We start from the raw sequence: 14,080 nt of genomic DNA, 5'->3' as shown, positions 1-14,080 counted from the left end.
CCAGCTTTGGAAGCGCAAATGCGAAGTGAACGAGAAGCCTATAAAGAAGGTTGAGGCATCTGTGGAACATCCTGAAATCATCGAATAACAACGCAATCTCGAAGGAAACGCAACCCAATGAGCCAAATTCAGACACTCCACCAACATGTAATGGATTTAGCTGAAGCAGCAGCAGTCGCCCGTTAGGTGAGACTGAACAGGCTGTACAATTGACGCGACAAGCGTTTGAACAAGAAGCCGAAGCTGCATCGCTCATTGCCGAAACTCTCGATGCGGAACCGAATCGTTCTGTGCTTCATTGCAGTGCTGCATCGCTCGCGATCGAATCTGGCGAATTCCAAACCGCAGAACGTCTGATTGCGATCGCGTTATCCGGCAACCCACCACCAGAAATCGCGGAAGAACTCAAGGATTTATTCATCCAAATCAACTTAAACCAATATCTGAAACGTCAAGGTATCGACCTCGATATCAATGGATTGCGAGAGTTGGTCAATCAATAGAGTAGAATTCCCAATAAAGCAATCTGACCTTAGGAAACCAAAACGACAAAGTTAATCGAGAGTGGTTCAACCTAGATCGTTGATTGGCTATAAAGATAACCGAAAATGCGTACAGTTAAGACATGGCAGTATCAGTTTTCTATTCGTGGCAAAGTGAACTTCCTGAAGCTGCCAATCGTTATTTCATCCGAGATGCTCTGAAAAGAGCGATGCGTAATATTCAAGAAGATTACGGACTTGATGAGCGTCCGGAAGTGGATCACGATACAAAAGGGACACCAGGATTACCAGACATAGTGCATACGATTTTTGCAAAAATTGAGGCAAGTTCTGCTTTTGTTGCTGATGTATCTTTTACATCTGAATCAGTTAATCAAAGACGTTGTGCAAACGCTAACGTTCTTATTGAGCTTGGATTTGCGCTGCACTCGCTTGGTGACGAGCGGCTGATCTTAGTTATGAATGAAGCTTTTGGAAGCCCAAAAGATCAAATGCCCTTCAATCTTGCTGCACGTCGTTGGCCAATCACCTTCACCCTTCATGCAGATGCGGATAAGCAAATTCGTAAAAAGGTTTATGAAGAACTCGTAGCCAAGCTGACCACAGCACTTAAAACAATGGCAGAGAGTGGTGTTCTATTTTCAACTCCCGCCACAAGGTCATCAGTAAAGACTGATCGGCTGCTATTTGCTAAGCTTTTGGAGCAGTTTCCCCCAAATGGCAACATGGTATATTTTCTTCGTGATTGGGATCTTGGAAACGCATTTCCTTACGAATGGTTGAGAGAAGTTAATTGTTTCATTCAGGACTGGAGTAATTCTCTATATGAGTTTCTAGATTCTAACCTTGAGGGTAAACGTGCAGACTTTATGAAGAAGTTAACCTTATTCCGATCTGAACTTAGTCTCAACGGGTGGAGATCAGGAAATGATGGTGATATTTTTTCTATGGAACTAGATGAATTCAATGATACACATCCTCGTTGGAAGAAGAGAGATGAACTCAATGCTATGGCAACAGCGGTATATGAGGCATACCAAGATCTTATTCGAGCTTGCAAGGTTCGGCTCGGTTCCCCAGAAGTCAACTAACAAAAGGTTGCAAAGATAGCTAACCTATAAACTTTCCCATTTATCCTCGTACCTGTCCATTCTGCGTTGCCTCGATCGGTAAAAATCCACCCGCTTGCATTCTCCATAACTTGTAGTAAGCGCCCTTCCGATTCAGCAAAGCATCATGCGTTCCATCTTCAATGATGCAACCTTGATCAAACACCAAAATTCGATCGAGATGCGCGATCGTAGACAACCGATGCGCCACCACAATCACCGTTTTATTATCCATTGCTAAATCCAGCGTCTCCTGAATTGCTTTCTCGGTAATCGAATCCAAACTCGAAGTCGCCTCATCCAAAATCAAGATCGGAGCATCTTTGAGAATCACTCGTGCGATCGCAATTCGCTGCCGCTGTCCCCCCGATAATTTAACGCCCCGTTCCCCCACCAAAGAATCATATCCCTCTGGCATTGGCACAATAAAATCATGGGCATGAGCTTTCCGCGTTGCCTCGATCACCTCTGCTTCCGTTGCATCCAAACGCCCATAGCGAATGTTTTCCCGCAACGTGCGGTGAAACAACGAAGGATCTTGAGGAATCAGGCTAATCTGCGCGTGCAAAGCATCCTGAGTCATGTCTCGAATATCCACCCCATCAATCAAAACTTGTCCCGATTGCGGATCAAACAACCGCAAAATCAGATTCACAAAAGTCGATTTTCCAGACCCAGAAAAGCCCACCAGTCCAACCCGTTCTCCTGGTTGAATCGTAATCGAGAGATTGTCAAACACAGGCTTCTCTGGCGAATAGCTAAACTGCACCTGCCGAAACTCAATCTGACCTTGCACAATGGTGGGCGCGATCGCAGTGTCTCGATCGACAATCTCGTGCGGTTGAACGATCGTAGAAACGCCATTGATCACATTGCCAATATGCTCAAAAAATTCCAGAAATCGCTTGCTCAAATTTCGAGCTTCACTAATGATCAACAGCGACAAACTCGTTGCCACCACAAAATCAGCCGCCGCAATCTTGCCCTGACTCCAGAGCGAGAGCGAATAGTAAAGCGTTCCAATTTTCAAAACCGCAGCAGAAATAAACTGAAACCAGCGAATCCGCTCAGAGTACCAATTAGACTTTCTGACCTCGATGAGTTCTCGCCGTAATTGCTCATTCAAATAACGGCGTTCAAACCCCAGACGCGCAAAAAGCTTAGTGCTAACCAGATTCGTCACCGCATCGACAATCATCCCAGTTGTTTCACTTCTCGCAGCAGCAGCACCACGAGCATAAATTCGACAACGAGTGGCAAGCCAGAAGGAAATACCAATAAACGCAACTGCCCACACTCCAACAAATGCCGCGAGAGGCGGATAGGCACGATAGAGCAACACGACAGCAACAACATATCCCACAATCACAGGCAAAAATTCTGTGATTGCCATTTGCATCGTCTGCGTTACGCCTAAGGAAGTTTCACTAATCCGATGCGCCAACGCTCCAGAAAAACTACTACTGAGATACCGATGAGAATGCTGTTGCAAATAGGCATAGAGCGATCGAACAATATGCTGACGATGAACCGGATGGAGAATGGTTTGCAACAGTCCCGTAGCTCGTCCGAATACGACTTCTCCCACGCTCAATGCTGCGAATAGGATGAGCGGTTGTCTCACGGTCTCAAAGATCAGTTGGCTATCTCCCGTCGATCGCGTCACACTGCGAATAATTTCCCCGATCGCATAGGGCAACATAATGCCGCAAGTGGAATGGATAATCTCCAGGACCACCATTGCCACATACCACCAACGAAACTGATTGACAAAATAGCAGATGAATCGAAACGCGGTAGTCGGTAAAGGGGGCGCTTCAGTAGCCCTTTGGAATGGTTGAGCAGAACGAGAATGTTTGAGGAAAGAACGGCGACTTGCAAAGCGAGAAAAGGCAACGCGGCGGTTCAATGCAGACTCTCCCTAGTTGTTGTCAAACTGTTGCAGAATGGCAGGAATCTCATTCAGATTGTCAATGGTGGCATCGGCAGTTGGCGTTTCTAACCAATAGAAATCTTGTTTCCAAATCGTTTTCATCCCAACCCCTTTTGCCCCCTCAATATCTGCTTTTGGATGATCCCCAACAAAAACACTGTTTTGGGCAGTGGCTCCTAATCGATCTAAAGCTCGCGAAAAAATCTCAGGCTCCGGTTTTCTGACTTGTTCAACTTCTGAGATGAGGATGGTATCAAAGTAATCTCGAATTTCCAATCCATCGATCGAACGATTCTGAACATGCCCTAACCCATTGGTCACAATCCCTAACAAGTACCCTTGTAGTTTCAACTGGTACAACGTTTCGGTAAGAAAAGGAAACGGAATACAATGCCACTGAAACTGAGTTTCGTAATCCTCAAGCAAAGCTTGCCAACGAATCGTCTCAATGCCAAATTCTACAACCAGGGCTTGATAAACCTGATCTTTCCAAACTCGACCATGACAGTCTAGCTCAATAAATCGACTTACATAATCCGCTTTAGAGACGTGATTGAAAGAGCGAGAGAGTCGATCGTACTGGGCTGCAATGAACTGCTGAACTGATGCATTGCGATCGAGCAAAGTATCATCCAAATCAAACAGAATTGATTTCAACATTTACCGCACAGCATCCCCTCGACGGTATTCAGCCGTAATGTCATCTAATTTTTGTTTCAAGCCCTCATCCAGTTTGACTGCGATCGCTTTTAAACTCTCTGTTAATTGCTCTGGACGACTCGCCCCAATAATGGGAGCCGTAATCACCGGATTTGCCAGAACCCAAGCGAGAGAAAGCGTCGTTAACGACAAACCAGCCGCATCAGCAACACGACCTAGCTCGTCAACAGTATCAAATTCGCGATCGTGCCAATAGCGATCCTGATATCGTTCCGCAGCAGCACCGAGCGTAAATCGAGTTCCCGGAGTGGGCTGACCCGTGCGATCGTGTTTCCCAGTCAGCAATCCTCCTGCCAATGGATTGTAAGGAATCACGCCCAACCCTTCTTCCTGAGCAAGCGGAAATAGTTCCCGCTCAACTTCGCGAAAAAGCAAGTTATAGCGTGGCTGAATTGACACAAAACGTGTGAGATTCCGCACATCTGCCCGACCTAAAGCACGGCTCAAGCGATACGCCAGAAAATTAGACACACCGATATAGCGCGCCTTCCCTGACCGAACAATGGTGTCCAATGCCTCTAGAGTTTCATCGAGTGGGGTTGCAACATCATCAGAGTGCAATTGATACAGATCAATATAATCCGTATTTAATCGGCGTAGGGAAGCATCGATCGCATCAAGTAAATGCTTGCGAGAAGCTCCCTGATCCCAAAGTGCATCTCCCACTCGTCCGACTGCTTTTGTAGCAATAATGAAGCGATCGCGCTTTCCCTTTAGCCAGCGTCCAATAATCTCCTCAGTCTTGCCTGCAGTAGCGACACCACCGCCTAAAGGATAAACATCAGCCGTATCGAGAAAATTGACTCCACTTGCTGCTGCTGTATCTAAAATTTGTCGAGAAGTTTCTTCATCGGACTGCAAACCGAAAGTCATTGTTCCAAGAACAAGACGCGAAACGGTTAATCCAGTTTGACCAAGTTTTGTAGTAGGTAAGGACATATCAGATTTAATCAGTTATTGCCTCAATCTTTCGTCCCTAACTCCCCCAAGTTTGAGAGACTTTGAAAGTAAAAGATTTCTTGCTATCAAAGTCCCCCATTCTGGGGGATTTAGGGGGCACAAGCTGCTAGAAACGAAGCGGTTCTCTATGCTGTCACTAAATTCTGCTTCGCAGAGTTAGATTCGATGCTGCTCAGTTTCGATTCGACGGCTGTACCCTTGAAGAAATCAGGATTCGCTTCGGTATACAGCTTGTAGGGATTCTCAAACACATAAGCTTTGAAGTCAGCTTCAGAAATTACGCCTTCTTCGACAAGCTCCCAGCTTTCTGCAAGGGGCAGAGTAATATCTGGAACATCCCAGTGACCCACATCCGACGAGTAGATCGCATTGATCTTGGCATTGAGCGGATTCGCTTTATCATTGAACGCAGCCGCGATCGTGCGATCGTCAGATTCCGACCCAAAGAAGAAGCTATTCACCCAGCGATCGCGAATATCTTCAACCGTTTCAATACCAGCCGCCGCAAAATCTTCTAGCTCACTGCCAACGGGATCGCGACTATAACGGTTAAACGATGCTCCGAGAACTGTCCGAGTCAACTCTTCTGGACTGAGAGAATAGCCTTGCGTCACTTCACCTCCAAAACGCTCAAACAATTGATAGAGTTCGTTAGAGTTCGTGAGCGCCGGATTATAGTTCTGCAACGCTTTCAGATTGCGTTTCGAGAAGCGATCGACGAGATGAATGTAAACATGAGCGCCCCAATCGGCTCCGCCTTCTAGCATGGCAACGCGCAATTTCGGAAACCGTCGCGTTACTCCACCAAAGAACAATGCTTTTGCAAACGCCTGTGATCCATCTGCAAAGTGTCCGATGTGATTGTTCATGTAGTTACTGATGGAAGAGCGCCCTGTCCAACCTTGGCTTCCATAGTGCGTGGTCACCGGAACACCCAATTCCACAACTTTTGCCCAGAATGGATCGTAGTCGTACTCACTATCCAAACCAAAAAAGTCAGTGTACGAAGCGTACTTCGCAATTTCTGGGAACTGATCCGGCGGATATTTATCTGCGATCGCTTTAATTGGTCGTCTTACACCACCCGGAATATTGATCACTTTCAAGCCCAAGGTGTTCACCGCAAATTCGAGATCCGCGATCGCTTCTTCAGGCGTTGTCATCGTGATTCCAGCCACAGGTGTTAAGCGATCGCTGTACTTGCGATAGATATCTGCATGATAGTGATTAATCGCTTTTTGCAGCGCTTGACGATGCTCAGGTTTGGCTCCTCCTGCTGCTAGCGCATTGTTTGGAAACAGCACAGAATAGTCTGAGCCTTGCTCCGCCTGACGTTCATAAAGCAACTCTGGTAGCGTGTAGGTTGCGAGATCCAGCGTGTTGCGCGTGACTCTTGCCCACCAGGGTGCTCTCAAGGTGCGATAGTATTGCCGCTCTTCTGGCGTTTGCTGATACCAATCTTTTCCTTCAATTCTAGAATTCAACCGTGAATTCTCTGCCTTGCGTAACTCGTCTACTAAATGCGAACCTCCATAGTTCGCAATATAATCCTCAAATGCAGGCGTAAAGTCATTGGTATGAACATCGGTGTCAATCACCGGATAATTGAGTTGGGCGCGAATCTTAGCAGAACGAGAATTATTCAGACGGCTATGCTCAACCATGATTTATTGTCCTCAATTCGTGTTGAGTGAATTACAAGCGAAGTTCACTAAAGCTTGCTTGTCAAGCTTACTCGTCTCTATCTGAAATGTTGTGTAACTTGGATTACAATTGTAAGATAACCTAACATTTAGATGATCTAATTGATTGAGGACAAAAAATCGAGATGATATACTGCAAAATTTAGGACCGCAGAACGACATTGATTAAGTGCTAGCAGCTTAAACTCTCGCTGTACTTAGACTCTCGTCTCTGGTCATATTCGATGAGACAATGATAATCGGTCGGGTTGGTAGCGCTTGTTGTTAGCACCCGTCAATGTTACTGATTTCATAAGCTACTGCTTCATTTGATTCAAGGTAGAGATAGTTATGTTCAGAAGAAGAGCAGGTTTACTAATTTTTGGAATTGCTGTTCCCTTTAGCTTAGGAACAGGACTATACGCCGCATCACGGTTTGAGAACGTAGCCAGAGACGAATCACCTCCATCTTTTTCATCGCCCACTCCAGCGCAACGAGGATCTACTTATCCTCAGCGTCCATTTAACTTTGTTGATGATGCAGAATCCTACCATGACTTTTATCAGTTCCGTCAACAACTGCGACAAGCAATTAGGCTACGAGATGCTAATTTCATTCGCTCAATTTCTGCACAAGACATCAAGCTCACGCTTGGACCCCCACAGACATGGAGTGATTTAAATATAGATGACCCAAAAGCTCCGATCTGGCAAGAGATGGACAAAACTTTTGCTCTAGGTTGTCGTAGCAAAAATAAAGGTGAATCTTGGGTTTGTCCTAATATTTTTGTTGATTGGAATAGAGAATTAGATTCTTTTAATTATTTAGTTGTGGTGCAGGATAAAGTACCAGTTCACACTCAAGCAAATACAAATGAGTTAGTCATTGGATTTCTGTCAAAAGAAATTGTGAAACTTGATCGTGAGGTACAAAAAGGAGCGCCATTTAATTCTGGATGGATACGCATTATTCATCCTAATGGGCAGCTAGGCTATATTGAGAAGAAATTTACTTATTCACCAATTGGCTACCGCGCTGCCTTTGAAAGGGTGCCTAGCGGTTGGAAACTAGTTTTGTTTTTGGGGGGTGACTAAAGAGAATTGCTGTAACTATTTCCCTTTTGGCACTTGATGCAAGTGAGTCGATTGGCAGCCGGGGCGCATCAAGAGCAGCGACCCATGCTGCAAATCAAAATACTGAATCGAGCCGTCCTGCTTGCGTTTGAGGCTAAATTTGCGGGTCGCACCGAGGCTGACTGAGGAGATCGCAGGATCTTTTCCCATGCTGGCTTCATCATCAGAGTGCCAACTAATTGAGTCAGATCCAGAGCGATAGCGATTGCCGACCGCAATGTGGAAACGATAGTGAGTTTTAGTTTCGATTTTATGATTGAGCCAACGCAAACAATCAGTCCAGGGCAAGGGTTGGAGTAGAACTGAGCCACTGTACAGATAGTCACACCCTGACTCCCCGTAGATTGTTTCTAATCGAGGCACAGGCAGCGTTTTACCGAAGATTCTAATCTGATGTTGTTGCCAATCAAGATGCAAGCTTTGGTCATACAACCAATCGGCTTCTTCAACCGAAAGAAAACTGGGGTCATAATCGAATGGGACATCTGATTGATCGAGGAGTAGAAGTTGCATGATGCTTTACAAGGTAGAGTCTTGCAGACGAAGATTCATTTCTTGTCGCGTTCCGCGCTTTTTGTCGTTGCTTCCGCGCTTCGTGTCGTGTAGTTGAATGGCTGTAGTGGCTGCTGAACTCAACTTTGAGCCATGTAGTATGATCATTTTTTCGCATTCCACGCTTTTTGGGTACTTGTCTACTTTTGGTGAAGCGACGTTGCGATCGCGAATTTTCATGACGTGAATATTGACTTTGAAGCAGTTTGAAAATCTGGATCACCAAAAGTGGACAAGTGCCGCTTTTTGTCGCGTGTGCCAACTTTGGCTTTTTCTTGATTTTGTGAAGGGAGAAGTAATTGCTTAGAAATCTCCCTTGCCATCTCCTAACTCTTAATCGTTTTCAATCCTCACGACCTCATCGATTTTAGTTTTCCCTCTGTGAACATAGTTGTGTTTGTCTGGATCGATTTGGTGCTGTTGATGGTGCTGTTGAATCTTGTCGCGTCCGTCGCTTTTTGTCGTCGATCCTGCAATTAATGTCGGGCACAAAAAGGAGTCAAAAAGCTTACACCACCTGAATTACTAACCCATACAGCATCTTCTAGGAAGAATCCCGCAATTCCTGACAAAATCTTTCCCATAAAAATCTCTCGCTTTTTGTCGCAGAAATCTGAAAACGCCTTTGAAATAGGCGTTTTAGCAACAAGACATCCTCTTAATTGAGAATTAAACAACACAAAGCGCGGGACTGCCTATGAAAAACTCTTTCGTTCAAAATTCAGATGCTATAAGCATTTCAGCACTTAGACGACAAGAAGCGCGGGATCGACGACAGAAAGCCCCGAACTCGACACCTGATATCTCCAAAGTAATGAGTGCAATGAGTGTTTTTATCGAATCGAGCATTACGATCGAGATGGAATTCTAAACTAATGCCCGATTCGATAAGATTACGATCGTCAAACAAGCTTTACACCATCTCGAATCTGCTAGATTTAAGATAGGTACCCTCTCTTAATCATAAGAAGGTCAACTGCCTTGAGAAGCAACGGGAATCCGAAATGTAGTTAGATCGACAGCTGCGATCGGGTGCTGCGATCGAGCAGTCCCCCCCGGAACCCAATCGTAGGGAACAGATTGTGCCCGATAGACCCAGTTGGATGAGAGGATTTTACCAGTCGGCAGGACAAGTTGCCCAAAATGCGGACTCACATACTCCCAAACAATCTCTCCATCCGGTGTCACTTGAAAGATGCGTCCATACATTCCTTCATCAATCAGCGTGTTGCCATTAGGCAATCTTCTCGCACTGCTAATAAAAGAACTATGGAACGACCAAACGGGGCGACCAGAATTTTCCCCGGTGTATTGCCACATAATTTCTTTGGTAATGGGATTAATCTCTAGCACTCGCGACCCAGAAAACATCCCAAGCGCGGCAGGTGGAAATCCAGCACTCCCCTGATTATCAAACACAAGTAAGTTTCCTGCACCCGGCAGCCCTTCTGGAATCAGGTGAGCATCGTGTTGTCCACTAATTTGATCCACTGGACGAGGAATCGTGGGATTTTGAATGCGTCCGTGGGGGACATCGTAGCGATCGGGGAAATTGGGTCCCAATTGCCAAACAATCTTGCCCGTTGCTTTTTCGATAATCGCAATGAAATTCCCTTCACGCGCATCCACAATGATGTTGTCTGGATGGAAGCGATCGTCTCCCGCTGCAAACCAGTGATTGTTTCCGAGTACATCCATGTTATTGAACGTCGCAAATCCGCCAGTACGGGCTTTGTTCTGCACAACAAACTTTTGCAGATAGGCAAACCCTTCTGGTGCGATCCCCAACTCGTGAAGATGTTCGCCCAATGTCCATTTCCAGACGATCTCTCCAGCAGGCGTAATCTCAAAAATTGCCTGATCGGTAATGGGTTCCGTACTGATTCCTGAAATCGGCTGCTCTACGGAACTCAAAATCAGAGTATTCCCGTTGGGAAGTCGTGTCCAGTCGTGATGCTGTCGAGCTGCGCCACCAGGTGCTTGTTCTCCCCATTGCCAGACGATGTTGCCTTCCCAGTCGAGTTCACCAATGGTTTTGTTATTAAAAATACTGCTCCAGGGTCCTGGTTCGGTGCTAGAGAGTTGCACTAGAATGTGTCCCCTTTTGCCATCAATCACATTTGGATTCAGGATTTCACTGGGAAATCCTAGATACGACCAAGTGCGAACTTCATTCCCATTATTATCAATTAAATGGCTCCTACCATCGGGTGAACCGAAAAGGACATACCCATTCCAAGCTCTCTCCGGATCGTAAATAGTAACTCCGGTCGGGAAAATACTGTAAGGCATAGCGCTCCTTTTTAGTCCGAAATCACGCGTGCGATCGCGAGTCCGTCATAGCCCTTACTTCCCACCGTCTGAATCGTGGTTGCCTTGACTCGTGGTTCTGCTGCTAAGAGCGTATTAAACTGGCGAACACCCTGGATATTCTCGTCGGTGCTATTGGCATCAATAACCACACCATTGCGGACAACATTATCGACAATGATCACACTACCGGGCTGAGTCAGTTTCAGCGCCCACTGGAAATACTGTGGAATATTAGCTTTGTCCGCATCGATAAATACTAGATCAAAGGGAGCTTGCCCTTCAGTCGCGAGCTTGGGTAAAGTTTTGAGAGCTTCTCCAACCCGAATTTCAACGACACTTGTGAGTCCAGCCCGATCGATGTTTTCCTGAGCCACTTCAGCATGTTTAGCATTGGCTTCTAAGGTAATCAGTTTGCCATCCGCAGGCAGCGATCGCGCTAGCCAAATCGTGCTGTAGCCCGCTAATGTCCCTAGTTCTAGAATTCTGCGTGCGCCTTGAATTTGAGCTAGGATGTGCAGAAATTTTCCTTGATTAGGTGCAACATTGATTTTGGGGAGATCAGCATCGATCGTCGATTGTAGAACTGCTTCCAGTGCCGGATCAGGCGGTACTAGGAGATCCGTAATATAGTCATCAACCGCTGTCCATTGAGTTTGAGTCATAGAGTCCTTGCATAAATCGAATAAAAGACTAAGAATTGGGTTACCAACGTAAGGAGCTGAAACCATTTCGTTCTAGACCCCAGGCGTTTGACCGCCATCCACCAAAATTTCGCTGCCTGTAATTGAAGCAGCGCGATCGGAGACGAGAAACAGTGCTAACGCAGCAATTTCGTCAGGCTGTACAATTCTTCCGAGAGGAATTGCCTTGATCGTTTCTGCTTTGGCTTCTGCGACCGTGATACCGCGATCGCGAGCAGTTTGTGCTGCTAATCGATCGGCTCGTTCAGTTGCAGTAAATCCCGGTGAGATTGCATTGATTCTCACGTTATATGCAGCGAGTTCTTTCGCAATGCCTCTCGTAAAGTTGAGTAACGCAGCGTTTGTCGTTCCACCCGGAAGGAAATTAGCACGAGGCGTTCTGCCAGCACCACCAATAATATTCACGATGCGTCCATCACGACGACTAATGAAATCAGGAATGACTGCTTTGACTAGGCGAATATAACCGAGCAATTTTAAGTTCCAGGCATCAATAAATGCCTCATCTTCAAAATCGAGCAATGATCCCGCTCGTGCTGATCCCGCATTGTTGATCAAAATGTCAATTTGCCCAAATTCTGCGATCGCTTGAGAAACAACTTTCTCAATGCTTTCTGCTTGGGTCAAATCTGCGCGAATCGAAATCGCTCGATTGCCTTGCTCTGGGAGTTCAAGAATCTCTGAAACCGCGCTTTCGAGTCGCTGAGCATCACGAGCCACGATCGCCACATTCACGCCTTCATGATAGAGAGCTTTTGCGATCGCTAACCCAATTCCTGCACTTCCTCCAGTGACGATCGCAGATTTTCCAGCCAAGTTCAATTCAATTGCCATAGTTTCGCGTTGATCCTTACTTTACAGAGAGAGGTTAACTGAGTTCACTCGTCATTCGTCCATCAATCTTCAGAGCACCTAAGAAACAGGAGTGCTGACCGCCACTTTGAAATAAACTGGCTCATTTCCTGGCTTCCATTTGATGTTGCATCCGATGCTCGGCTTCTGGTCATAAGCAACAGGCAGGTCAGAGAGCACTGCTGCGATCGCGGCTCTTAAATCTTTGCCCGTTACCGGAATATCATTTCTTGGACGACTATCATCTAATTGCCCACGGTAAACTAAGCGACGACCTTGATCAAATAGAAAAATGTCGGGAGTGCAAGCTGCAAAATAGTCTTTCGCTGTCTGCTGACTTTCATCGAACAAAAGCGGAAAAGATAAGTTGAGTTCCTCAGCAAACTCCTTTAAGGAATCGGGTGCATCATCAGGATGAGTGATCGCGTCATTGGAACTAATCGCAACAATTCCAAGACCTCGATCGCGCGTGTCTTGTCCCAATTGGGCAAGTTCGTATTTAATATGTTGTACATACGGGCAGTGACGACTAATAAATAAAACAAGCAAAGCTTTCTGGTCAGCAAAATCAGCAAGAGTAACCGTCTGACCCGTCAAAACATCGGGAAGTTGAAAATCGGCTGCTAATGCTCCTAAAGTCAGCATTATTGAAGGAGTAAGCACCATAAAAAAACTCCTGAATCACAAAGAAACTACAGTAAAGCGGGATAGTTAAAAGTAAGCCTAATAGTAAAGAAACTACAGTAAAGCGGGATAGTTAAAAGCTGTCCATAGCAGCACAATTAACTATAAGAATTATTAGTAGATTTACTTTCTGGCATTACTTTCTCTCGATGAATTTACAGCTTCATATCAGTCTGATATCGATCGCAAAAAAGCTGAAACCCTTGGAAAGTCTGATATTGAGACAACATTTATCTCAATATCAAAGCTCACAGATCAATGCACACAACTAATACTCAAGACCCGATTCGCCGCAAAACATCGCGCCAAAAACATTTCTTCTCTAGAGATCTAGTGAAGAATAGAGATGTAACGATAGTTCGAGTTGGCGACTAGTCCATCTATTAGTTAGGAGACTTTTCCATGAGATACAAAAAATTTGCTGGCGGCATAACTGTGCTGTCGCTCTGTTTTGCGTTGGCTCCAATTACAAAAGTAGGTGCATCTGAAAAATCAGTTGCGATCGTGACTCCCAATATTCCTAGCAACGTCGCAGGCGCAAGTGCCTTTAACCTGTCCAATCTCGCCCGCAGTGGCTACCTTGAGGGCATTCCTAGCGGTAGCCAACTCTCTTGGGAACTTGCAACAGGACGCATCACGGCTCACGATATCGTCAAAGCTGGAGTTCAAGCAAATCAGGTTTCCTCTGATGCACTGAACAACCCAGCATACATTCGAGCGATCGAACTCAATCTGGCTGAACCTCGGATCAGCGACTAGCTTTCGATTCTTCATCACATCACTCTTGAAGTCCCTTCAAACAAAACTCAATCAACGGTTCCCTATCGCTCTGGAACATCCCCCAAAGATGTCGCAAAGCGATAGGGATTTTTCATGAAACAAGAATTCCAATCTCCGAATCACGGGATGCACATGAAGCTAATTGGCGACTAGTCCA

The 14,080-nt window shown here is 45.7% G+C and carries 14 protein-coding genes; 5 read left to right on the top strand and 9 right to left on the bottom strand.

Features of this window, described 5'->3' with window-relative positions; all coding sequences use genetic code 11:
• The first annotated feature begins 209 nt into the window (after positions 1–209).
• Complete coding sequence (locus OU814_RS01700) at positions 210–503, top strand: hypothetical protein (protein WP_268179967.1); 294 nt, start codon at positions 210–212, stop codon at positions 501–503.
• 122 nt (positions 504–625) lie between these two features.
• Positions 626–1,594, top strand: a complete 969-nt coding sequence (locus tag OU814_RS01695) for a hypothetical protein (RefSeq protein ID WP_268179965.1) — start codon at positions 626–628, stop codon at positions 1,592–1,594.
• 40 nt (positions 1,595–1,634) lie between these two features.
• Here OU814_RS01695 and OU814_RS01690 read toward each other — a convergent pair whose 3' ends face one another.
• The 4 genes from OU814_RS01690 to OU814_RS01675 all read right to left on the bottom strand — a co-directional run bounded on the left by OU814_RS01690 (position 1,635) and on the right by OU814_RS01675 (position 6,889).
• The gene (locus OU814_RS01690; RefSeq protein WP_268179963.1) at positions 1,635–3,521 is read right to left on the bottom strand and encodes an ABC transporter ATP-binding protein; all 1,887 of its coding nucleotides are present in this window, start codon (positions 3,519–3,521) and stop codon (positions 1,635–1,637) included.
• A gap of 12 nt (positions 3,522–3,533) precedes the next feature.
• On the bottom strand, positions 3,534–4,205 hold the full coding sequence (locus OU814_RS01685) for an HAD family hydrolase (protein WP_268179961.1): 672 nt from the start codon (positions 4,203–4,205) through the stop codon (positions 3,534–3,536).
• Positions 4,206–5,204 carry an aldo/keto reductase gene (locus OU814_RS01680; RefSeq protein ID WP_268179959.1) on the bottom strand — a complete coding sequence of 333 codons (999 nt, stop codon included), beginning with the start codon at positions 5,202–5,204 and terminating at the stop codon, positions 4,206–4,208.
• Positions 5,205–5,350: 146 nt separating this feature from the next.
• Positions 5,351–6,889 (bottom strand): amidohydrolase family protein, encoded by a 1,539-nt coding sequence (locus tag OU814_RS01675; protein WP_268179957.1) that lies wholly within the window; start codon positions 6,887–6,889, stop codon positions 5,351–5,353.
• A gap of 369 nt (positions 6,890–7,258) precedes the next feature.
• Between OU814_RS01675 and OU814_RS01670 the strand changes: the two genes are divergently transcribed.
• Positions 7,259–8,002, top strand: coding sequence for an SH3 domain-containing protein (locus tag OU814_RS01670; protein WP_268179955.1), 744 nt, complete (start codon positions 7,259–7,261; stop codon positions 8,000–8,002).
• A gap of 15 nt (positions 8,003–8,017) precedes the next feature.
• Here the strand turns inward: OU814_RS01670 and OU814_RS01665 are convergent, their stop codons facing one another.
• On the bottom strand, positions 8,018–8,554 hold the full coding sequence (locus OU814_RS01665) for an alpha-ketoglutarate-dependent dioxygenase AlkB family protein (protein ID WP_017290847.1): 537 nt from the start codon (positions 8,552–8,554) through the stop codon (positions 8,018–8,020).
• Between the two features lie 736 nt (positions 8,555–9,290).
• On the opposite strand from OU814_RS01665, the gene OU814_RS01660 reads away from it, so the two are divergent.
• Positions 9,291–9,464, top strand: coding sequence for a hypothetical protein (locus OU814_RS01660; protein ID WP_017290848.1), 174 nt, complete (start codon positions 9,291–9,293; stop codon positions 9,462–9,464).
• Positions 9,465–9,565: 101 nt separating this feature from the next.
• Here OU814_RS01660 and OU814_RS01655 read toward each other — a convergent pair whose 3' ends face one another.
• The 4 genes from OU814_RS01655 to OU814_RS01640 all read right to left on the bottom strand — a co-directional run bounded on the left by OU814_RS01655 (position 9,566) and on the right by OU814_RS01640 (position 13,125).
• Positions 9,566–10,885 carry an aryl-sulfate sulfotransferase gene (locus tag OU814_RS01655; protein ID WP_268179951.1) on the bottom strand — a complete coding sequence of 440 codons (1,320 nt, stop codon included), beginning with the start codon at positions 10,883–10,885 and terminating at the stop codon, positions 9,566–9,568.
• Between the two features lie 11 nt (positions 10,886–10,896).
• Positions 10,897–11,568: an O-methyltransferase gene (locus tag OU814_RS01650; protein WP_268179949.1), complete on the bottom strand. Its 672-nt coding sequence runs from the start codon at positions 11,566–11,568 to the stop codon at positions 10,897–10,899.
• A gap of 72 nt (positions 11,569–11,640) precedes the next feature.
• On the bottom strand, positions 11,641–12,441 hold the full coding sequence (locus OU814_RS01645; protein WP_268179947.1) for an SDR family oxidoreductase: 801 nt from the start codon (positions 12,439–12,441) through the stop codon (positions 11,641–11,643).
• 78 nt (positions 12,442–12,519) lie between these two features.
• Positions 12,520–13,125, bottom strand: a complete 606-nt coding sequence (locus tag OU814_RS01640; RefSeq protein WP_268179945.1) for a thioredoxin family protein — start codon at positions 13,123–13,125, stop codon at positions 12,520–12,522.
• Positions 13,126–13,545: 420 nt separating this feature from the next.
• On the opposite strand from OU814_RS01640, the gene OU814_RS01635 reads away from it, so the two are divergent.
• Entirely contained in the window at positions 13,546–13,902 is a 357-nt protein-coding gene (locus OU814_RS01635) for a hypothetical protein (protein WP_268179943.1), read from the top strand.
• The last annotated feature ends 178 nt before the right edge of the window (positions 13,903–14,080 follow it).

It is taken from the genome of Leptolyngbya sp. GGD (assembly GCF_026735145.1).
GTDB lineage: Bacteria > Cyanobacteriota > Cyanobacteriia > Leptolyngbyales > Leptolyngbyaceae > Leptolyngbya > Leptolyngbya boryana.
This window is presented reverse-complemented; position numbering and strand designations above follow the sequence as displayed.